This window comes from Rubricoccus marinus (genome assembly GCF_002257665.1).
GTDB classification, from domain to species: domain Bacteria; phylum Bacteroidota; class Rhodothermia; order Rhodothermales; family Rubricoccaceae; genus Rubricoccus; species Rubricoccus marinus.
On sequence record NZ_MQWB01000001.1, the window covers coordinates 3,647,640 to 3,668,782 of the forward strand.

Below are 21,143 nucleotides of genomic sequence, written 5' to 3' on the forward strand. Positions count from 1 at the left end.
TTGCCCGCGTTGGCGGCGGACATCATGGCCCGCATCTCGACGGTGCTCTCCGTTAGTTCGGTGACCTGCAAGGCCCACGAGCCGCCGTGCTAGTGAGGCGACGCTTCGACGATACGCCCTAGCTCAGTGCAGACCTCATCTACAGGTATCGTGTAGTCCATCCGATCAGTAATCTGGATCAAGATCACTTCCGGCCATCGTGCTTTCACGCATGATCAGGACCTACAGCGCCCCGTCACTTTCCACGGCACCCTCGGCGCTCTCACCCCCTTGCTGAAGCCCATGTCTTCAACGAAACACGACCCATCGAACAAATCCGACCAAGCGCTTTTCAGGGAAGAGTAAAGGTTCCTGGCGCAGCCGGCCGCTAGAGGCCGATCCCTTAGCGGATGATCGTGATCCGCTGCGTCGCCTGCTGATCCTGGCTCTGCAGACGGATCACATACACGCCAGGAGCGAGGCGCGACGTGTTGAGCGGAACGGTCTGCTCCGTGCCAGCCTCACCTATTCCGTCGTAGACGGTCTGGACGAGTTGGCCGAGCACGTTGTAGAGCTCCACACGGACCGACGCCGCCGTGGCAACGGTGTACGCGATGGTCGCTTGGCTGCGCACCGGGTTCGGGCGCGTCGGCAGTAGCGCGAAGTCCGTCTCAATGAAAGCAGGGACTTCCTCGTTAGGAACGGCCTGCGCGCCGCGCTCGACTGAGCCGATATCGGCCTGGCCGACGTTTCGGAGGAAGCCACGCTGGTCCAGACTGAACACACTCCGTCCTGAGTCAATGGCCGGGCTGCCGTCCATTGGAAGATGCGTACGCGTTGGCCCGCCATTGTCCGCGAGGTTCTCGAGCATCGGGTCGAGATCCGTCACGTCGGTGCTTATCGCGCCTACAATGCTGCACTCACCCCTCGCCCCGATAAGGTTGAACCCGCCAGAGGCGAACGTACCGAAGCAATCTCCGCCTGAAACGGCTCCGTTGCTTGCGATGATGCTGTTCGCGAACGTGAAGCTGGCCCCGTCATCGCTCTGCGAGTACAGGCCGCCGCCGTTGCCGCCCGATGTGTTCGTTACGACCGTCACGCTTTGCAACGAGATGTCGGCACTGGATGCGCCCCCGTTGTCATAGATGCCGCCACCATTCTCGGTCGCGTCGTTGCCACTGACGGTCGCTAGCGCGATATCGAGTGCGCCGGTGCCCGCAACCCACACACCCGCACCCTCGCGGGCGGTGTTGCCAGAGATCGTTGAGGTGCGGATCGTCGCCACACCGGAGCCGCCGACGTGGATCCCTCCGCCGTTTCCAGGGGCTGCATCATCGATAAGGTTGTCGCTTACTGTCACGTCCGTGAGCACGAGGGCCGTTTTACCTGCGAGCGCGCCGTCGTCGGCGACCTCAATGCCACCACCGGCGCGGTTGGCACGATTGTCCGAGACGGTGACGCGTTGTAGTTGGACCACGCTCTCATCGGCTACGAAGATGCCGCCGCCGGAGCCGCCGGCGCCAGAGGCCCGGTTGTTCGTGATCAGCGCATTCCTGATGAGCACATCGGCGCCCGTCTCGGCGTAGATGCCGCCACCGCCGTTTGTGGCGTCGTCGCCCCGGCCGTAGTTCGTGTTGATGACCGTTGGGAACGGCTCATCATCTGGGTTGAGGATGCGAAGCACGCCGCTGGTCCACAGGCCGCCGCCTTCGGTGGCGTGGTTGTTGGCGAAGAACCCGGCACGGACGGTGACCGTGCCGCCTCCGCTGTGCAGCCCTCCTCCGTTGCCGGGTGCCGCGCTCTCCTCAGGAATCACGTTCGAGACCACGCTCGTGTTGATGAGATGGACCGTCCCGCCTGCGTTCTCGATGCCTGCACCCGCGCGGTTGGCCTGGTTTTCTCGGAGTTCGGTGTCGGTCACCGTGAGCGTCGCGCCCTTGGCGACGAAGAGGGCGCCGCCAGAGCCGCTGGCGCCCAAAGCGCGGTTGGTGAGAAGGACTGCGCCTGTGATGAAGCCCTCGCCGCCGCTCTCCATGTACACACCGCCACCTCCGTTGTCCGCCGCAGCACCCCGAGCGTCGTTCGCGGAAATATCCGGCTGCGTGATGGAGGGACCACTACCGCTCAGTTCGACCACGAGCACGCCACTGCTCCACAGGCCACCGCCTTCTGTCGCCTGGTTAGCAACAATCTCACCTCCGCGGATCGTCACCGTCCCACCGCCGCTGTGAAGCCCTCCACCATTGCCGGGGTTGGCCGTCGCAGCAGGAATGGCGTTCGAGGTGAGCATCGTTTGAATGAGGAGCACCTCGCCCCCCGCATTCTCGATGCCCGCGCCCGCGCGATTAGCCGCGTTGTTGTCAACAAAAACGTTGTCGAGGGTGGCCACGGCGCCTCTGGCGACAAAGAGGCCGCCGCCCGAGCCGCTAGCGCCAGAGGCCGCGTTGCTGAAAATCTCCGAGCGGGCGATTAGCGCGTCGCCGCCCGTCTCGACGTAGACACCCCCGCCGCCATTCGTAGCCTCGTCGCCGCGTCCCACGTTTCCGGAGATGATGGAGCTGGTGCCACCAGACGCGCGGATAATGAGGTCACCATTAGACCACACGCCGCCCCCTTCAGTGGCCTGATTATCTGCGATGGTAGTGCCTTCGATTGTGAGCGTGCCTCCGCCCGCGTGGATGCCACCGCCGTTGCCAGGCGACGCCGTCTCAGCAGGGATCACGTTCTCAGAGATCGTGCCGCGCACGATTGTGATCATTCCGCCCGCACTTTCAATGCCAGCTCCGGCGCGGTTGGCACGGTTGCCCGTGATCGTCGGCGAGAAGACGGTCATGGTCCCACCGACCGACATCAAAGCGCCGCCGGAGCCGCTAGCGCCAGAGGCGGTGTTGCCTGTGGCAGTGACGCCTGAGATCGACAGCGTACCGCCGTTGTTGAAAATGGCACCGCCGCCGTCATCCGCTTCATCTCCCCGAGCCTCGTTGTTCTCGAACCGGGTGTCGTCGATCTCCATCGTGCCGGTGCCGTTCCAGAAGCCGCCTCCCTCCCGTGAGGCGATGTTTCCCGAAACAACGCCCTCGCGGATGGTAGCCGACCCATTCGACGAGATGTGAAACGCCCCACCATTGCCGGGATTCGATTGCGCCTCGTTCCGGACGAAATCCGCGAACCTCATCGTCGTCGTGCTCGCGCCTGCGGACTCGATCGCGCCTCCCGCGCGCATCGCGGTGTTGCGGATGAAGTCAGACGACTCCACGGTCAACGTTCCACCGTTGTTGAATACAGCGCCGCCAGAACCGCTCTCGCCAGAGGCCGCGTTCTGCTCCAGCGTCGAATTGGCGACGATGACGTCACCGCCGTCGTTGTAAATGGCACCGCCACCGTCCGTGGACGATGTGCCTGTGGCCTCGTTGTTGCGAACAATGGACCTGTTACAAACGAAGCGAGCACCCGGTGAGACATACACCGCTGCGCCGCGTACTGCTCGACCGTCGCGAAGGGTGAGATCCGAGATCGCCAGACGACCTGATGTGATGTAAAAGATGCGTCGGGTGCCGTCGGAACGAAGGGTGACGGTCGAGTCATCCTGCTGCCCCCCATGGATGACAACGTCCGTCGTTATTTCTAGCGGTCCCAAAGTGAGGGCGATGGTGAGAGGGGCCGGTTGATCGAACCGGATGGCGTCGAAGTTGCCACTTCCCGCCGTGCAGTCATCAACAAGGGCATCGGTATTGGCTGCCGCGATCGCCTCGCGCAGAGAGCAGTCCCCGTCGCTATTGAGTTCGTCATCTAGCGTGGTGACGATGATCGTCGCGGCAGACGCTAGAGGCGTGATGACGAGTAGAAGGACGAGGACGCCCAGGAAAGAGTAGAGAGGCCTCATGGGGAAGCGTGGAAGCGGGATCGATACGTGCGTCTGCCATCGTACGCCTATTCGCGCCCCAATACCATCCAGCCCTCGTCCCTATTCATCTGCAGAGCAGCCAAGGGGACCGGAGCCGCCAGCGACTCAGCCTTTGGCGGTGACACCACGCTTTCACACCCCTCCGGCATCTTCGCCGCCTGCGCGGCGTTCGCGCACGTCTGGCGAGCATCCGCCAGAGGCACCCCCGATACCTGATGGCGACGAAGAAAGCGGCTCCCAAACCCAAGACCACGAAGGCAGCCTCTGGCGCGAAGGCGGCCAAGAAGAAGCCCGCGAAGGCAAGCGCGGCCTCTGGCGCCAAGACGAAAGCCGCTGCGGCGACGTCAGCCAAGGCCTCTGCCACGACGAAGAAAGCGGCGTCCAGGAAGGCCGCACCCAAAAAGGCCACCGCTGCTAAAGGTGCGAAGTCCAAGAGCGCGGCCAAGACCACAGCGCCCGCCTCTCCCACCCGTAGCCGTGACCGCAAAGTCAGCGGCTCGGCCTCTGGCGCCGCCAAGCGCTTCGTGGGGCGGGACCTCGTGGTCAAAGGCGCGCGGCAGCACAACCTGAAGGGCTTCGACCTCACGATCCCCAAGAAGCAGCTCGTCGTGGTCACCGGGCCGTCGGGGTCCGGCAAGTCCTCGCTCGTCTTCGACACCATCTACGCCGAGGGGCAGCGGCGCTACGTCGAGTCTTTGAGCGCGTACGCGCGGCAGTTCCTGGACCGGATGGACAAGCCGGACGTGGAGATGATCACGGGCCTCGCGCCCGCCATCGCGATCGAGCAGCAGAACGGGACCAAGAACCCGCGCTCGACGGTCGCGACCCAGACCGAGGTCTACGACTACCTCCGGCTCCTCTACGCCCGCATCGGGACCACGTTTTCGCCCGCCTCTGGCGAGGTGGTCACCAAAGACAGCCCGCGCTCGGTCGCCGACGAAGTGCAGGCGGCGCTAGAGTCCGGGACGCGGTTCTATCTCGCCTTTTCCGTTCCGCAGCACAAAGGCGCGAAAAAGGCCCAGGAGCTGGCGGCGCTTCTCGCCAGAGGCTTCGCCCGCCTCGTCGCGCTGCCGACCGAGACGCAGGCGAAAAAGGGCGCGGCGCCAGAGGTCATCGACATGCTGGAAACGCCGCCAGAGGAGGTGAAGACGCCTCTGGCGCGGCTGCTCGTGCTCGTGGACCGGCTGGTCGCGAAGCCCGGCGACGAATCGGTCACGAACCGCATCGCGGACAGCGTGGAGCAGGCGTTCCGCGAGGGCGAGGAGCGCACGGTCGTGATCACGGTGCCCAAAGAGGGGCGCTACGAGCGGCTCGACTTCTCGGCTCTGTTCGAGCGCGACGGCCTCACGTTCGAGGAGCCCACGCCGCAGCTCTTCTCGTTCAACTCCCCGCTCGGCGCGTGCCCCACGTGCCAGGGCTTCGGGCGCGTCCCCGGCCTCTCGCCGGAGCTCATCATCCCCAACCCGGACCTCACGTTGCGCCAGGGTGCGCTCGCGCCGTTCAGGACCGAGGCGTGGGGCAAGCACCAGAAAGAGCTCGTCCGCATCGCGCGGAAAGAAGGCATCGACCTGGACCTCCCCTACCAACTGCTTCCGCAGGCGCACAAGGATCTCGTCTGGGCCGGAAAAGGCGACTACATCGGGCTCACGGGCTTTTTCCGCTTTCTGGAACGGAAGAGCTACAAGATGCACTACCGCATCTACGCCGCCCGCTTCCGCGGCTACACCCGCTGCCCGGAGTGCAACGGCTACCGCGTGCGCCCCGCCGGGCTCAACGTCAAGATCGAAGGCCCGAAGATCGGCGCGGCGCCAGAGGCCTCTGGCGGGACCGAGTGGATGCACATCGGCGAGGCGTGCGAGCTGACGACCGCCGACGCGCGGCTGTTCTTCGACGGGCTCGTGCTGAGCGAGCACCAGAAGGAGGTCGCGGGCCGCGTGCTGGAAGAGGTGCAGAAGCGGCTGGGCTACTTGGTGGAAGTCGGCCTGGACTACCTCTCGCTGGACCGGCTCGCCATGACGCTCTCGGGCGGCGAGACGCAGCGCATCAACCTCGCGACGAGTCTCGGCTCCTCGCTCGTCGGCAGCCTCTACGTGCTGGACGAGCCGACCATTGGTCTGCACCCGCGCGACAACGACCGGCTCATCGCCATCCTCGAAGGCCTGCGTGACATTGGCAACACGGTTCTCGTGGTGGAGCACGACGAGCAGATGATGCGCCGCGCCGATCAGATCGTGGACATCGGTCCAGGAAGCGGCGTCCACGGGGGCAACGTGATCTTCCAGGGCACCTTTGAAGAGGCGCTGGAGGACGAGGGCTCGCTGACCGGCGCGTACCTCTCGGGACGGAAGAGCATCCCCGTTCCAGAACAGCGCCGCGAGGCCGACGACGAGCGCCAGATCACGGTCCGCGGCGCGCGTTCGCACAACCTAAAGCGTCTGGACGTCTCGTTCCCGCTCGACATGATCACGGTCGTGACCGGCGTCTCGGGGTCCGGGAAGAGCACGCTCGTGCACGACACGCTCTACACCGGCCTCGCCCGGCTCAAGGGCTCCGAGGCCTCTGGCGTCGGCTCCCACGATTCCATCGAGGGCGCGGCGCTCGTGGACTCGGTCGAGATGATCGACCAGTCGCCGATCGGCAAGAGCCCGCGGTCCAACCCCGTCACCTACGTCAAGGCGTTCGACGCCATCCGTGACCTGCTCGCGAGCACGCACCAGGCCAAGATCCGCGGCTACCGCGCCGGCACGTTCTCGTTCAACGTGCCCGGCGGGCGCTGCGAGGTCTGCCAGGGCGACGGCGTGGTGCAGGTGGAGATGCAGTTCCTGGCCGACCTCTACCTGGAGTGCGAGGCGTGCCACGGCAAGCGCTTCAAGCAGGACGTGCTGGAGATCCGGTTCCAGGGCAAGAACATCGCGGACATGCTGGACATGACCATCGATGAGGCCGTGGACTTTTTCGCGGGCCAGAAGCGGATCGAGAAAAAGCTGGCGGTCCTCCAAGAGGTCGGGCTGGGCTACCTCACGTTGGGGCAGCCTGCCAACACGCTTTCGGGCGGCGAGGCGCAGCGCGTCAAGCTGGCAGCGCACCTCGGCAAGCGGCACTTCGGGCACACGCTCTACGTGTTCGACGAGCCCACGACCGGGCTGCACTTCGACGACATCGCCAAGCTGCTCCGCGCGTTCAACGCGCTCGTGGAGGCGGGCCACTCGGTCATCCTTATCGAACACAACCTGGACGTGATCAAAGCGGCCGACTGGGTGATCGACATCGGCCCCGAAGGCGGGCGCCGCGGCGGCTTCGTCGTCGCCGAGGGCACGCCAGAGGCCGTCGCCAAGCACGACACGAGCCACACGGCCCGCTTCCTGCGCGACATTCTGTAGCCTCTGGCGGGACACCTGATGTTCCGCCTAGAGGTATAGCGCCCCTTCGTCCAGAGGGAGCGGGCGCCAGAGGCCGATCAGAGGGCCGCGACCACCGTCTCGGCCTGGGAGGCGGGGGCGGGCACGCCTGAACCGAGGTCCTGAGCGGCCCGCTTGACCACGTCCTCGATCGCGAGGAGGAAGGGGAACAGAGCCACCGCTGCGGATTCGATCCGCTCATCGTCGCAGGCGAGTTGGAGCGCGTGCGCGCTGTCCCCGAGGTCTTCCATGCCGAACATCTCCCCGAGAGATTTCGCCGTGTGCGCAGCGCGGGCCGCACGCGCGAAGTCCTGAGCTTGGAGGGACTCCCGCGCCGCGGCGCCTTCCTCGTGGAGGGAGTCCACCGTGTCTTGCAGAAGCGAGCGGTAGAGATCCAAGTCAAGCGCCTGCTCCATGAGAAGCGGGAAGACGACATCGGCGGGCGGCGCCAGGGGCGCTCCGGGCACTTCCGTCGTGAGGGACACCTGGGCGAGGACCTCGCTGAGCGCGCCCACGTCGAGCGGTTTGCCCAGAAAGCCGTCCATCCCGGCAGCGAAGCACGCCTCGCGTTTGTCGTGCGTCACGTCGGCCGTCATCGCGACCACGCGCGGCTGCTGGATTCCCGCCTCGTCCCGGAGGCGGCGCGTGGCCTCGATCCCGTCCATGAGCGGCATCCGGATGTCCATCAGCACGAGATCGTAGTCGCTCCGGTGGAGGGCCTCCAAGACCTCGGTCCCATCGGCGACGATGTCGGCGCGGTAGCCCAACCGCTTCAGCGTGAGCGCGACGACGCGCTGGTTCACGGGGTTGTCCTCGGCGACGAGGATGCGCAGCGGGTTGGCCGTCTCGCCAGAGGCCGAAGCGGGCGCGTTCGCCGGGGCCTCTGGCGCCGGAGTGGGGGCGCTCGCCTTGCTGAGAGCTTCTACCACCACCTGGCAGAGATGCGCCGGCTTGATGGGCTTGGAGAGGCACGCAGACAACATCCCTGGCGGGAGGTCAGGCTTCTGGTGCATCGACGTCAGCATGATTAGCGACAGAGACGGCGCCAGCGCGTGGAGCGCGCGGGCCACCGTGGCACCGTCCATGTCCGGCATCTGGAGGTCCAGAATGGCGAAATCGAAGGGGGGACTCTGGGAGACCGCGATAAGGGCCTCGGCGCCAGAGGCGCAGACGACGGCCTCGGCGCCCCACTTGTCCGCCTGCACCTGGAGGATGCGGCGGTTGGCTTCCGTGTCATCGACGATGAGGACCCGGCTGCCCCGGACGCGGTCGATGCCTTCGCAGAGAGTGCGGGGACCTTCGGTGGAGAGCGGCACGATGGGGATGACGACGTGAAAGGTGGTTCCGACGTTGAGTTCGCTCTCTGCCCAGACGGTGCCCCCGAGGGCGTCGCAGATACTTTTCGTGATGGCAAGCCCGAGGCCCGTGCCACCGTACTTGCGCGTCGTGGAGGTGTCGGCCTGCACGAACCCCTCGAAAAGGGCGTCCAGACGGGCTTCGGGAATCCCGATCCCCGTATCGGCGACCTGGATGTACAACGCGGGGGCGTCAGGGAGGCCTCTGGCACCGAGCAGGTCGGCAGAGGCGAGGCGCGCGTCGATGACGACCTCGCCGTGATCGGTGAACTTGACGGCGTTGGAAAGCAGGTTGAGGATGACCTGGCGCAGCCGCGTCGCATCGCCAGAGGCCATGAACGGGACGCCCTCGTCCACGACGGCGGCCACTTCGACGCCCTTTTCCGCCGCGTGGAACGCCACGAGGTCCAGCGCATCCTCGATGCACGAGCGGACCTCGAACGGGTGGTCCTCTAGCTCCATCATCCCCGCCTCGATCTTGGAGAAGTCCAAGATGTCGTTGATGACCGCGAGGAGGTTCTCGCCGCTGGAGCGGATGATGCTGGCGTACTCCTGCTGCTCGGGCGTGAGGTCGGTGTCCAGGAGGTGCCCGGTCATCCCGATCACGCCGTTAAGCGGGGTCCGGATCTCGTGGCTCATGTTGGCCAGGAACTCGCTCTTGGCCTGCGTGGCGGATTCGGCGGCCTCTTTTGCCGCTCGCAACGCGCGCTCGTGGGCGTGCTGCTCCGTTACGTCCATGATGAGCCCGGAAAGCGCCGCGGCGTGCCCCTCCGCGTCCCGCTCCACCTTTCCGACGACGCGCAGGACGCGCTGCTTTCCGTCGGCGCGGCGGATGCGGAAGTGGACGGGGTCGGCGCGGCGGCTCGCAGTCTCCTGGATCGCCTGGGTGAGTTGCTCCACGTCATCGGGGTGGACGTGCTGGAGAAACAGCATCGCCGTCGGCTCCACGGAGCCGGGCTCGTAGCCGAAGATGTGGAACGTCTCGTCTGCCCAGTGAGCGGCGCCAGAGGCCACGTTCCACTCCCAATGTCCGATGTGGGCGATTCTCTGGGCCTCTTCGAGGCGGTCGAGCGTTTCGCGCAAGGCGGCCTCGGCCTGCTCGCGCTCCCTGAGCTCGTGGTGGATCTGATCGTACCGCTCGGTGAGCTCTCGGGAGGAGACGCCCAGAGACCGCTCTAGCAGCTCCTGGTCCTTGTCCGCCTGCCGGTAGGCCGCGTCCACGCGCGCGATGAAGTGTCCGAAGCGGGGGTCCTCAGGCGCCTCGTCGCCGTAGGTGCGGGCGATCTGGCGCTGGAGCAGGCGATGAAGAGACGACAAGAGATCAGGCGGGGGCCGGGGCGCCAGAGGCGCGGCCGGGGTGGGTTCAGGCCTCGGCGAGCGCCGTGACCGTCATGGTCTGGTTGTGGAGTTCGCAGAGCGAGTTGCCCTGCACGGGCGCGAGCTCTCCGTAGGAGTAGAAGCCCACGCACGCCGCTGCGCCGAACACAGAGGACGCTTCCTCCACTTCCTCTTCAATGCGTGGTCCCATGGCCCACCGGCGGCCCACGCAGCTCACGATCAAGGCGAGCTCGGCGGGTTGCCCGAGCATGTCGGCGGCGAGCTCCGTTGCCGAAGCGGCGCCGTCCACGAGCCGGTCGTGGCTGGTGCGCATGAGTTGGGCCGTGGCCCCGTGCGGGATGTCGCCAGCAAACGTGATGGTGCCCGCCTCCCGGTCCACGTTGAGAACCGTCCGGACGAGCACGTAATCAGATCCGGGGACCTGGATGGAGAGCGGGAAGAGCAGGCCGCTGGCGGGGAGGTCGGCAGCGTAAGGGCCGAGGTACTCGCAGTAGAGGTCGAAGGCAGAGCGGCCATCCAGTTCGTAGAGGACGTTACCTTCCGAGCGCGTGACGACGCGGCGCGGGCCAAAGGTGTCCCACCCCCCGACCGCGCTGGACCCGACGCGCAGGTTCTCGCCATAGAGCGCGAGCGCGGCAGCGCCGGGGCCTTCAAGCGGCGTGTCGGCCCAGATAGGCGTGCGCTCGAACCGCTCGCCGTCGGCGGCCAGTCCTCCCGTCACTTTAGTCCCACTCGGAAGCGCACTTTCGAGGCCTCTGGCGAGAGCGCTCCCGTTGAGGGCGATCCCGTCCGCGAGGACGAACACGTGCGCCAGAGGCTGGCCGTCGGGGTCGCGGGGCGCCACGAGGGCTCCCAGGCGGCGCCCCGTTTCGTCGGCCGTCTCGCCGGGGACCAGAGGGACCGAGACGACCTCCGCCGTTGAGGTGCCGAACGTGACGGCGGCCGTCACGAGAGAGCCGTCGGACACGCGGTCGCCGGAGATCTCTCCGCCCGAGGCAGCGCCCAGAATCCGTGCGTGGGGATACCGGGCCCGCACGGCAGCAAAGGCCCGCGGGTCGGAGATCAGCTCGGTCGAACCGAATGCGAAGACCAGATCGGCGGGCTCGCTCTCGGGGGCGACCGGGGTGCCGGGAATCCAGGACCAGCGGGTCGTGTGCATGGGCGGTGATGGCGTAACGGGGAAAGCATCGGCGTAGTGGAACCGTTTGTTAAACGAGCCCATGGGATGTGCACTTCGGCATCTCCATCGGTCTTCTGCACGCTCCCGCGCGGTCACCCCGCAGCCTCTGGCGCCAGAGGCGAGCCGTGCGTGGTACGTTTCGGGCCAGCCCCCCTCCCCTCTCCCGTGCCCGACGCCAGAGGCCCTCTCCGCATTGCCCTGTTCACGGGCAACTACCACCACGTCGAGGACGGCGTCTCGCGCACACTGAACCGCCTTGTGCGGTATTTGCTCGCGCAGAGCCATGAGGTGCTGATCATTGGGCCGACTGTCCCAGACCCGCCGATGGAGCACGCCGGGACGCTCGTGCCGGTCCCCAGCGTGTCCATCCCCACGCGACCGGAGTACCAGTTCACGACCGGCTTTCCGAGCGACGTGAAGTGGAAGGTGCGGCACTGGAAGCCCGACGTGGTCCACATCGCGACGCCCGATCGGCTGGGCTTCGCCGCGCTGAAATGGGCCGAGCGCGAGGGGCTGCCCATCGTCTCGTCCTACCACACGCACTTTCCGTCGTACCTGGGCTACTACCACGCGGGCGCGCTGGAACCCCTCCTCTGGCGCCTGGCGCGGCGGTTCTACAACCGCGTCGGGGAGGTCTTCGTCCCGACGCCGTCCATGGCGGACGTGCTGCGCGAGCACGGCATCACGGCGCCCATCGAGCTGTGGCCGCGCGGCGTCGAGACCGACCGGTTCACGCCAGAGGCCCGCTCCAGCCTCTGGCGCGAGGCCAAAGGCTTCTCGGAGGACGAGATCGTCATCACGTTCGTGAGCCGGCTGGTCAAGGAGAAAAGCGTCGACGTGTACGCCGACGTGGTCAACCGCCTGCGCGCCAGAGGCCTGCCGGTGCGGGGGCTCGTGGTGGGCTCTGGCCCAGAGCGTGAGGCGATGGAAGCGCGCGCGCCCGACGCCGTCTTTACCGGGCACCTCGGCGGGGAAGAGATCGCGGCGGCCTACGCGTCGTCCGACATATTCCTGTTCCCCAGCGAGACCGAGACGTTCGGCAACGTCACGCTGGAGGCGATGGCGAGCGGGCTGCCCGCCGTCTGCGCCGACGCGGTCGGCAGCAGCAGCCTCGTCGTGGACGGCGAGACCGGCTTTCTCTGCCCGCCCCGCGACGTGGACGCCTTTACAAACGCGACCGCACGCCTGGTAGAGGACCCCGCACTCCGCCAGCGGCTGGGTGCCGCCGCCCGTGAACGCGCGCTGACCTACGACTGGGACGCCATCCTGGGGCGCCTCGCCGACCGGTACCGCGCCGCGGCCTCTGGCGAGGCGCGGTGAGCCACGGGCCTCTGGCGCCGGAGACTCAGGGAAAGCCTCAGTTTCGAGAGGTCTGAGCTTGCCCGCGCGCGCCAGCGGCGGCACCTTGCGGCCCTCCTCACGACCGACCGCATGACCGTCTGCGACCTCACGCACGCCTACCACGAGACCAGCGGGGGCATCCGCACCTACATCGACGCGAAGCGGCGCTACATCCTGGAGGAAACGGAGCACTCGCACGCGCTCGTCATTCCGGGAGAAACGGACCGCGTGACGCGCGACGGGCGGGCAGTCACCGTAGAAGTGGCGGCGCCGTTTATCGCGGGCGCCGAACCGTACCGGTGGTTCCGCAACCCCCGCAGCGCGCGTAGAGCGCTGGAATACGTCGCGCCAGAGGTGATCGAGCTGGGCACCTACTTCATGCCGACTGAGTGGCAGCCCGCGTTCGCGGTCCGCAACGCGAGGCGCCGCGCAGGGAAAGCGGGCATCGTCTCCATCTTTACCCACACCGACTTTGCGGACTCCTACGCCGAGGGCTACGTCTCGCAGGTGCTCGGCGACCGGGTGGGAAAGCTGACCGGCAAAGCGGCGCACGTCTACGTCAAGCAGCTCATCAACCGCGCCGATTGCGCGGCGGCGCCCTCCCCTGCTCAGGCCCAGGACTTCCACAAGCGCGGCCTAGATGTGCTCCTGGCCAGCTACGGCGTGGATGTCAAGACGTTCACGCCCCAGGCCGCCTCTGGCGCCGAGGTCCGCGCCGAACTCGGCATCCCGCCAGAGGCCCTCTTCCTCGTCTACGCCGGCCGGCTGGACTCGGAAAAGCGTACGGACACGATGGTGAGCGCGGTTCGGCGCGTCAATGAGACGCGCCCGGCCGTTCTGGTGATGGTGGGCGAAGGCCCGCACCGCGATGGCCTCAAAGAGGAACAGGAAGCGGGCGCGCCTATCCGTGTCCTCCCCTATCTCACGAGCAAAGAAGCGCTGGCTCGCCTGTTCGCCTCGGCCGACCTCTATCTCACCGCCGGGCCGTACGAGACGTTCGGCCTCTCGGTCGCCGAGGCGCAGGCCTGTGGCCTCCCGGTCGTCGGCGTCGCCGGCGGCGCGCTGATCGAGCGCGTGCCCGACGGCCTCGGCCTCCTCGGCCCCGTTGACGACGACGAGGCGATGGCCACCAACATCCTCCAGGTCGCCGAGTGCCGCGACGAGATGGGCCGCGCCGGACGCGAGGAGGTCGTCGCGCGTTTCGCGTGGGAGATCACCTTCCGCAAGATGTTCGGCCTCTACGACGCCGCGCTCGCCCGCACGGCGTAGGCCTCTGGCGCCAGAGGCTGGCCTCGCGTCCCTCGCCAAACCACAAGCGCGGGTGGAATCAAGCGCGTGGTCTCGTCGTCTACCTCCTGTCTTCCTCCCCTACCCCGACTCACGATGACCAAACTGACACTCCTCTTCGCGCTCCTCTTCGCGGCTTCGGCCGTCCAGGCTCAGGACCATGACATGGCCGGAGGCCACGATGGCGCCGAGCACGCGATGCACCAGAACATGCCGCCCATGCGCGCCAACGATTCGGCGCGCCCGAGCCCCAACGCTGGCGTCATGCAGACCATCGGCACCACGACCGTGATGGTGCATTACAGCCGCCCATCCGCCAAGGGCCGCACCATCTTCGCGAGCAGCGACGACGCGCTCGTCCCGCTTGGCAAGGTCTGGCGGACCGGAGCCAACGAGGCGACGGCGGTTTCCTTCTCTGGTGACGTGATGATCGGCGGCGAAACGCTCCCAGCCGGCACCTACGGCCTGTTCACCATCCCCGGCGAAAGCGAGTGGACCATCATCTTCAACAACGTCGCCGAGCAGTGGGGCTCGATGGGCTACGATGAGGCTGAGGACGCGCTCCGCGTGATGGCAGCGCCCATCTCCGGCGGACCGGCGCAGGAGCAGTTCGAGATCTCCTTCGAGAACGTCACCGCAGAAGGCGGCGTGATGGTCCTCGCATGGGACGATGTCCGCGTGCCCGTTTCCATCTCCGTCGCAGGCTAGTACCCTCCGGCGAACAGTTTCCGAGCCTCTGGCGCAGACGTGGTCTCGCCAGAGGCTCGGTTCGTTTGGGGCCACCGGCGAGGCGCCGCGCGGCCCGCTAGTTAAGCGTTCAGGCGTCCCAGTCTGGCGCGAACCCGGGCTGCACGAGCCGCTGCGAACGAGCGAGCGCATCGATCTGCGCGACTTCGTCGGCCGAGAGCGTGAGGTCCAACGCGGCGAAGTTGGCCTCGATGTGCGCGCGAGAGGTGGCCTTGGGCACCGCCGCCACGCGGTCCTGCTGGATCAGCCACGCGAGCGTGACCTGCACCGGCGTCGCGCCGTGCGCGTCCCCGATGGCCTGGAGCGTCGCGTCTTCCACGACGGCTCCCTGCGCGATGGGGCTGTACGCCGTCAGGAACAGGCCTCTGGCGCGGACGGCCTCTAAAAGCGTGTCCTGGGACAGGAAGGGGTGATACTCCACTTGGTCACACGCCAGCGTCGGCTCGATCTCCAGCGCGCGTTCCAGCATCTCGCTGGGTGTGTTGCTCACACCGATCAGCCGTGCTTTCCCCGCGTCGCGCACGTCGGCAAGCGCGCGGATCGTTTCCTCCAGTGGGATGTCGGCGTTCGGCCAGTGCATAAGGAGCAGGTCCACGTAGTCCGTGTCCAGCTTGCGGAGGCTTTCGTCCGCCACGCGGTGCACGCCGGCCGCATCTAGGTCGTCGCGCCACACCTTCGTCGTGACGAACACGTCATCGCGCGCGACGCCAGAGGCCTTCAGCCCGCGCCCGACCTCTTCCTCGTTGCCGTACATCTGCGCGGTATCGATGTGACGGTAGCCGATATCGAGGGCATTGCGGACGGCGGTTTCGGCATCGCTGCCGCGGAGCTTGTACGTGCCGAGTCCGAGCGTGGGGACGACGACGCCGTGGATGGAAAGGTGGCGAGGCATACGGGTAGGGGCTATTTCCGCATGCACGCCCCCGCGCCCACGCCGGTTCGCCACAGGCCTCTGGCGCGGCGGCTGTTCGCGGAAACCGCGAGACGGCTGTTCGCTATCTGAGTGGTGCCGAAAGCGCCCCGTTACGCACGGCGCCGATCTGCCTCTCTCCACAGTCATCGCCAGAGGCACCGCACGCCTCTGGCGGCGTACAGCCCGCGTCCTCCTCTTTCCCTACGCCATGCGCCTTTCCCTCGACCGCTCCCGCGCCCTCCCCTTTCTCACCGACCGCGACGCGCTCGACGGCGCCGTGCTGGACGCCCACGGCAAGGTGCTCACCGGCGGCACGCGCAGCCCCGAGATGCTCGGCTGGCGCCAGATGCTCCTTGAGCCCGACGACGCGCTGATCGAATCCGTGCAGAACGTCGCGAGCGAGATCCGCGAGCGCGCGGACGTGCTCGTGTGCGTCGGCATCGGCGGCTCGTACCTCGGCGCCGAGGCCGTGAACCAGGCCCTCGCGCCGTACTTCGGAGCAGATAGTCCCGAGGTCATCTTCGCCGGCCACCACCTCTCGCCCGCCTACCACGAGCAGCTTCTGGCGTACTTGGAGGGCAAGAGCGTGTACGTCAACGTGATCTCGAAGTCCGGGACCACGCTGGAGCCCGCGATGGCTTTCCGCTTCCTCCGCCGCTTTCTCGAAGAGCGCTTCGACGACGCCGACCGCCGCGTGATCGCGACGACCGACAAGTCCTCTGGCGTCCTCCGTGGGCTCGCCGACGAGAAAGGCTACCGGACTTACGTCGTGCCGGATGACGTCGGCGGCCGGTTCTCGGTCCTCACGCCCGTCGGCTTGCTCCCCATCGCCGCGGCCGGTCACGACATCCGCTCGCTGTTTTACGGCGCCGTCGGTGCCGCCAGAGGCCTGACGGATGCGGGCGCGGACCACCCGGCGCTGGCGTACGCGGGCGACCGGTTCGCTTTCCACGAGGCCGGCTACAGCGTCGAGCTCATGTCCGTCATGGAAGCCAAGTTGCGCGGGCTGGGCTACTGGTGGCAGCAGCTCTACGGCGAGAGCGAGGGCAAGGAAGGCAAAGGCCTCTTCCCCGTTACGCTCCAGTACACGACCGACCTCCACTCAGTCGGCCAGTACGTGCAAGAAGGCAAGCGCCTGTTCGTGGAAAGCTTCTTGCGCCTGGACGACGAGAAGGCAGGCCTGACGCTGGACGAGGAGCCCGATAACCCAGACCAACTCAACGACCTCGCCGGCACGCCTTACGGCGCTGCGAACAAAGCCGCCTGGGAAGGCACCGCCGAAGCCCACCGCGAGGGCGACGTGCCCAGCTGGACGTGGACACTCCCCCGCATCGACGCCGACGCTCTCGGCGAAGCGATCTACACCTTCGAGCACGCCGTCGCCGTCAGCGGCACGATGCTGGGCGTCGATCCCTTCAACCAGCCGGGCGTAGAGGCGTACAAGAAGAAGATGTTTCGCTTGCTCGGGCGCGATTAGGACCCATCACCCCCTTCTCTGCGGCCTCTGGCGTTCGATTTCGCCAGAGGCCGCGTTGCGTTCACACGGCCTGCAAGTTTCTGGACCCTTTGGCAGACCTCCGGCGCAACCGATACACAGGCCATAGGAGGCCAGAATCGCCGGTCGTGGAAACCGCTTCTGTCCTAAATCGCCGAATGGAGCGGCTCAGGGCCTCTGGCGCCAAACACTTCTCCACATCGTGGAGAACCCTGTGGAGAACAGGGCGCAAGTGGGCTCCGGTCCACACGCGTTCCAACAATGGGGTACCGCGAGCCGAAAGCAACCACAGTCGGCGCACGCCGCGCCCCACGGTTACCCACGGAGCCCGCGCGTGGACAACCCGAGCGGGCTAGGTGCGAGGCTCTGGTGTGGACACCCGTGGAGAAGTGGACAACGTGCTCGCGATCTCACCAGAGGCCTGCGCTCGCGGCGTTCAGCCCTCCGCCACATGTGGACGGCGCCGGGGAGAACCTCTGCACTTCTGCACGGCGCTCCACAATCGACGGCGCCAAATCGGTTATCCACGTATCCACAGCCCCTACTATACCCTCTGCTTTACTTTTTTAAGTCTACATGACATAGGCCGGATTGTGAACGGACCTCCGGACTCTGCCCGATATATCGGCGTGTACCACGTGGAGCACGGCCCCCTCAGGCCCGTATGTTGGCATCCGCTCCTCACGGCCCCCCTTCATGACCAAGCGCATACTCGTCGTCCTCGATACCGATGACGACACGCCCGTCGCTCTCGACACCGCCATCGACATCGCTCGCCGCTACGACGGCGAGATCACCTGCGTCGCCCTCGTCGACACCGACGCCATCAACGCCGATTCGGCGGGAGGTGGCATCGGCTCCATGTACTACGCCGAGAAATTACGGGGTCAGCTCAAGGAAGAGACCCGCGCAACGGCTAAGACTCTGTTGGATCAGTTCACCCAGAAGCTGGACCAGGCCGGTGTGCGCCACACGGGAGACCACGTCGCGGAAGGCGCCCGGGTTCAGAGCCTCGTGGAGGACATGAAAACCCACGACCTGCTGGTGGCAGGCCGCGAAAGCCATTTCTACTACGCCGAGCCCCAGAAGAGAACGCACACCCTCGCGAAAGTGGTGGAGCAATCCGCCGCCGCCACGCTCGTCATCGAGAAGGTTATCCCCAATGTGCGTAAGGTGTTGATCGCCTACGACGGCGAGACCGCTGCAGCACGGACGCTCCAGAAGTTTGCTCACCTCTCCCCGTTCGGGACGGACCTCGCGGTGGAGATCGTCCACCTCCGCGCCGACACGGCAGAGGCCCGCCGCGCGAGCGACGCGATGATGACCCACGCCGCGGACTTCCTCCGCGCCTACGGCTACACGGACCTCACGACGACCGGTCTGGAAGGCGGCTCCCCATCCGAGCGTATCGGCGCCTACGCCGAGGCCTCTGGCGCAGACCTGCTGGTGGCCGGTGCGTACTCCACCAAGGGCATCAAGAGCTTCTTTTTCGGCACCACGGCCGTCAAGCTGCTCAACGAGACCACGATCCCGCTCTTCCTCTACAGCTAGCCGCTGGCGCCAGAAGCCGCCGCTGGGCTCGCGAGAGCCGCCGAATACGCCCGCTTGAGAAGTCCCTGGAAGTGGTGGACGCCCACTTCTTGAGCGGGCGAGAACACGCCCTGATCGTAGCCGCGAGAGGCGAGCCCGCGTTGGACGTGCTCGCATACCTCGATGTCCTCGGCCTGCACGCGATCACTGAAGGCGAGGTCGTCCGCGATGCGCTGCCGGGCCCCTGGCGACTCGATATCCACATAGTGGAAGTCGAAGACGACGCGGCAGCGCCCGGGGCCAAGCGGGAGGACGGTGTTGGTTTGGAGGCGCCCCGGCAGGATGTTGAGCATCGTGTTGGGGAAGATCCAGTAGTAGAACGCGGCGTCGCTGGCGTCTCCGTAGACGTTGGCTTCACCCTCGCGGAGCGGGCTGTGCTGGAGGTTGTAGTGCTCAGACGTCTCCGTGGCGTACGCCGCCGCGTCCAGCACGTCACACAGTTCGGGGTGGACGATGGGGAGGTGGTACCCCTCCAGGTAGTTGTCCACATACACCTTCCAGTCGCACGCCACGTCATAGACGACACGCTCGTGGAAGCGCATCGCGGCGATATCCACAGGCGCGATGCGCTCGCGGATGCCGCCCAGAACCGTCGCCAGAGGCGGGCCGCTGGCGCGAAGCCGCACGAACACGAGCCCCTCCCACTCGGCGACCTCGATGGGGACGAGGCCGAAGTCTCGCTTGTCGAACAACTCCGAGTGGCCGAAGCGCGGGACGCCGCGGAGCGATCCATCCAGCCGGTACGTCCAGCCGTGGTACTTGCACTGGAGCATCCGCGCGCAGCCGCTGGCGTCGGTCGCCAGAGGCCCGCCGCGGTGGCGGCACACGTTGTAGAAGGCGCGGAGGGCGCCATCCCCATCGCGCAGGACCATCACGGGGTCCTCGGCGACGGTTGCCGTCACGAAGTCGCCAGAGGCCTGAACCCGCGAGGTGTGCGTCACGAACTGCCACGAGGATGCGAACACGGCCTCGGACTCGAAGGCGAGCACGCGCGGATCCGTGTACCACGCCGACGGGATGGTCTGGGCGCGCTCGATCGGGGCGTGGTGGAGAGCCTCTGGCGAGAAAACAGGCAGGTCCATGGACAGAGAGCAGGCGAGAGCGGAAGATGCCCACACGTATGGATATCTCCAGCGCCTCTGGCGCGATTCCGTCCCTGAAACCAGCGACTCGCGCCCGAAGCCCACAAAAACGCCGCCGTCCACGCGGAGCGGACGGCGGCGCGAGACAGCGAGCGCTGCGCCAGAGGCTAGGACTTGAGGAAGTCTAGCAGCAGGCTGTTGAGCTTCTCGGTGTGCGTGTCGTTCAGGCCGTGCGGCGCGTCCTTGAGCACTTCGAGACGGCTACCGCTGACCATCTTGTGGCCCTGCTCGGCCGAGACCTTGAGCGGCACGATCTGGTCGGCGTCGCCGTGGACGAACATCGTCGGCACGTCGATTTTCGCCATGTCGGGGCGGAAGTCCGTTGTTCCAAAGGCGGGGATGCACTGCTGCGTGGCGTACGGCTGCGCCATCCGCGCGATCTGCCCGTTGTAGTGCAGGATCGCCTCGCTGACTTTGTCGCTCAGCTTATCGTAGTTGACGAAGTCCTTGCCGAAGCCGTCGAGAAAGGCGGGGCGGTCTTTTTTGACGTTCGCGAGCATGTCGTCGAACACCTCTTGCGGGACGCCATCGGGGTTGTCCGCGGTCTTGAGCATGAACGGCGCAACGGACGACACGAACACGGCCTTGCCGACGCGCTCCGAGCCATACCGGCCGAAGTAGCGCGCGACCTCGCCGCCGCCCATGGAAAAGCCGACGATGGTCGCGTTCTGAACGTCGACCTCAGCCAGCAGGTCGTAGAGATCGGCTGCGAGGGTGTCGTAGTCGTACCCGCCCCACGGGAACGCGGAAGAGCCGAAGCCGCGGCGGTCGTACGCGATCACGCGGTACCCCGCCTCGGTAAGAGCGTTGACTTGGTACTCCCACATCCGATGACTCAGCGGCCAGCCGTGGATCAGCACGACCGTTTCAGTGCCGGTGGGGTTGCAGTCTTGGTAGTAGATCTCGGCCTCTGGCGAGGACGAGGACGTTTTGAAATGTGGCATGGAGAGAGGAGGATGGAAAGGACCTCTCTTACATGCCGCTGCCGCCGAGGTTGGCACCGCTAGGTGGATTTCATGCGCGGGGCGCCAGAGGCCTCACGCGCCGGCCGCGCGCAACCGGACATCGACGCTTTCCGGGTTGAACCCCATCAGGGCCTCGTCGCCGATCACGATCAGCGGCACGCCGCCCGAACCGCCTCTGGCGCGGTACGCGTCGTACGCCTCCGGGCTCTTCTCGATATCGCGCGCGACGTACTCCACGCCTTTGCTCTCGAGGTGCGCACGTGCCTGGGCGCAGACCTCGCACCACGAGGTGACGTACACGACGACCTCCGCGCTGGCGGCCATTTGCTCCGCCTCGGCGCGCTGCGCGAGGTGGATCTGGCGGACCCCGAGCCAGCCGGAGACCGCGATCAAAACGACGAGTAGGACGCGCATGGCAAAGGCCTGTCGTGTGGTGTCGGGTATCGGCCGCCAGAGGCCTCCCCTGAAATCCTGCCAAGGGAAGCCGATGGGAGGCAGGAGTGCGAGCT

The 21,143-nt window shown here is 66.6% G+C and carries 13 protein-coding genes; 6 read left to right on the forward strand and 7 right to left on the reverse strand.

Going from position 1 to position 21,143, the window contains the following annotated elements:
- Positions 1–382 precede the first annotated feature (382 nt).
- Positions 383–3,862: a right-handed parallel beta-helix repeat-containing protein gene (locus tag BSZ36_RS15535; RefSeq protein WP_094550583.1), complete on the reverse strand. Its 3,480-nt coding sequence runs from the start codon at positions 3,860–3,862 to the stop codon at positions 383–385.
- A gap of 236 nt (positions 3,863–4,098) precedes the next feature.
- Between BSZ36_RS15535 and uvrA the strand changes: the two genes are divergently transcribed.
- Positions 4,099–7,263, forward strand: coding sequence for an excinuclease ABC subunit UvrA (gene uvrA / locus BSZ36_RS15540; protein WP_218827708.1), 3,165 nt, complete (start codon positions 4,099–4,101; stop codon positions 7,261–7,263).
- Positions 7,264–7,340: 77 nt separating this feature from the next.
- On the opposite strand, the gene BSZ36_RS15545 is transcribed toward uvrA, so the two are convergent.
- Both BSZ36_RS15545 and BSZ36_RS15550 read right to left on the reverse strand, forming a co-directional pair.
- Positions 7,341–9,953 (reverse strand): hybrid sensor histidine kinase/response regulator, encoded by a 2,613-nt coding sequence (locus BSZ36_RS15545; RefSeq protein WP_094550585.1) that lies wholly within the window; start codon positions 9,951–9,953, stop codon positions 7,341–7,343.
- A 46-nt stretch (positions 9,954–9,999) separates the two neighbouring features.
- Positions 10,000–11,133 carry an FIST signal transduction protein gene (locus BSZ36_RS15550; RefSeq protein WP_179271221.1) on the reverse strand — a complete coding sequence of 378 codons (1,134 nt, stop codon included), beginning with the start codon at positions 11,131–11,133 and terminating at the stop codon, positions 10,000–10,002.
- A 186-nt stretch (positions 11,134–11,319) separates the two neighbouring features.
- Between BSZ36_RS15550 and BSZ36_RS15555 the strand changes: the two genes are divergently transcribed.
- From BSZ36_RS15555 to BSZ36_RS15565, 3 genes are all read left to right on the forward strand, one after another.
- Positions 11,320–12,474, forward strand: coding sequence for a glycosyltransferase family 4 protein (locus BSZ36_RS15555; RefSeq protein WP_179271222.1), 1,155 nt, complete (start codon positions 11,320–11,322; stop codon positions 12,472–12,474).
- A gap of 111 nt (positions 12,475–12,585) precedes the next feature.
- Positions 12,586–13,764: a glycosyltransferase gene (locus BSZ36_RS15560; RefSeq protein ID WP_094550589.1), complete on the forward strand. Its 1,179-nt coding sequence runs from the start codon at positions 12,586–12,588 to the stop codon at positions 13,762–13,764.
- Positions 13,765–13,878: 114 nt separating this feature from the next.
- Positions 13,879–14,490 (forward strand): DUF2911 domain-containing protein, encoded by a 612-nt coding sequence (locus BSZ36_RS15565; RefSeq protein ID WP_094550591.1) that lies wholly within the window; start codon positions 13,879–13,881, stop codon positions 14,488–14,490.
- Between the two features lie 109 nt (positions 14,491–14,599).
- On the opposite strand, the gene BSZ36_RS15570 is transcribed toward BSZ36_RS15565, so the two are convergent.
- Positions 14,600–15,421: an aldo/keto reductase gene (locus BSZ36_RS15570; RefSeq protein ID WP_094550593.1), complete on the reverse strand. Its 822-nt coding sequence runs from the start codon at positions 15,419–15,421 to the stop codon at positions 14,600–14,602.
- Between the two features lie 229 nt (positions 15,422–15,650).
- On the opposite strand from BSZ36_RS15570, the gene BSZ36_RS15575 reads away from it, so the two are divergent.
- Both BSZ36_RS15575 and BSZ36_RS15580 read left to right on the forward strand, forming a co-directional pair.
- Positions 15,651–16,919 carry a glucose-6-phosphate isomerase gene (locus tag BSZ36_RS15575; protein ID WP_094550595.1) on the forward strand — a complete coding sequence of 423 codons (1,269 nt, stop codon included), beginning with the start codon at positions 15,651–15,653 and terminating at the stop codon, positions 16,917–16,919.
- 714 nt (positions 16,920–17,633) lie between these two features.
- Positions 17,634–18,488, forward strand: a complete 855-nt coding sequence (locus BSZ36_RS15580) for a universal stress protein (RefSeq protein WP_094550597.1) — start codon at positions 17,634–17,636, stop codon at positions 18,486–18,488.
- On the opposite strand, the gene BSZ36_RS15585 is transcribed toward BSZ36_RS15580, so the two are convergent.
- The 3 genes from BSZ36_RS15585 to BSZ36_RS15595 all read right to left on the reverse strand — a co-directional run bounded on the left by BSZ36_RS15585 (position 18,485) and on the right by BSZ36_RS15595 (position 21,048).
- The gene (locus BSZ36_RS15585; protein ID WP_094550599.1) at positions 18,485–19,609 is read right to left on the reverse strand and encodes an aromatic ring-hydroxylating oxygenase subunit alpha; all 1,125 of its coding nucleotides are present in this window, start codon (positions 19,607–19,609) and stop codon (positions 18,485–18,487) included. The genes BSZ36_RS15580 and BSZ36_RS15585 overlap by 4 nt on opposite strands.
- A gap of 167 nt (positions 19,610–19,776) precedes the next feature.
- Positions 19,777–20,613, reverse strand: coding sequence for an alpha/beta fold hydrolase (locus BSZ36_RS15590; protein WP_094550602.1), 837 nt, complete (start codon positions 20,611–20,613; stop codon positions 19,777–19,779).
- Between the two features lie 93 nt (positions 20,614–20,706).
- On the reverse strand, positions 20,707–21,048 hold the full coding sequence (locus tag BSZ36_RS15595) for a glutaredoxin family protein (protein WP_094550604.1): 342 nt from the start codon (positions 21,046–21,048) through the stop codon (positions 20,707–20,709).
- Between the last annotated feature and the right edge of the window lie 95 nt (positions 21,049–21,143).

What these genes read in the sequence shown, in the direction of transcription:
- BSZ36_RS15590 (WP_094550602.1), bottom strand. Translation starts at nt 20,613, where the DNA reads ATGCCACATTTCAAAACGTCCTCGTCCTCGCCAGAGGCCGAGATCTAC.
- BSZ36_RS15575 (WP_094550595.1), top strand. Translation starts at nt 15,651, where the DNA reads ATGCGCCTTTCCCTCGACCGCTCCCGCGCCCTCCCCTTTCTCACCGAC.
- BSZ36_RS15580 (WP_094550597.1), top strand. Translation starts at nt 17,634, where the DNA reads ATGACCAAGCGCATACTCGTCGTCCTCGATACCGATGACGACACGCCC.
- BSZ36_RS15570 (WP_094550593.1), bottom strand. Translation starts at nt 15,421, where the DNA reads ATGCCTCGCCACCTTTCCATCCACGGCGTCGTCGTCCCCACGCTCGGA.
- BSZ36_RS15565 (WP_094550591.1), top strand. Translation starts at nt 13,879, where the DNA reads ATGACCAAACTGACACTCCTCTTCGCGCTCCTCTTCGCGGCTTCGGCC.
- BSZ36_RS15585 (WP_094550599.1), bottom strand. Translation starts at nt 19,609, where the DNA reads ATGGACCTGCCTGTTTTCTCGCCAGAGGCTCTCCACCACGCCCCGATC.
- BSZ36_RS15535 (WP_094550583.1), bottom strand. Translation starts at nt 3,862, where the DNA reads ATGAGGCCTCTCTACTCTTTCCTGGGCGTCCTCGTCCTTCTACTCGTC.
- uvrA (WP_218827708.1), top strand. Translation starts at nt 4,099, where the DNA reads ATGGCGACGAAGAAAGCGGCTCCCAAACCCAAGACCACGAAGGCAGCC.
- BSZ36_RS15550 (WP_179271221.1), bottom strand. Translation starts at nt 11,133, where the DNA reads ATGCACACGACCCGCTGGTCCTGGATTCCCGGCACCCCGGTCGCCCCC.
- BSZ36_RS15560 (WP_094550589.1), top strand. Translation starts at nt 12,586, where the DNA reads ATGACCGTCTGCGACCTCACGCACGCCTACCACGAGACCAGCGGGGGC.
- BSZ36_RS15595 (WP_094550604.1), bottom strand. Translation starts at nt 21,048, where the DNA reads ATGCGCGTCCTACTCGTCGTTTTGATCGCGGTCTCCGGCTGGCTCGGG.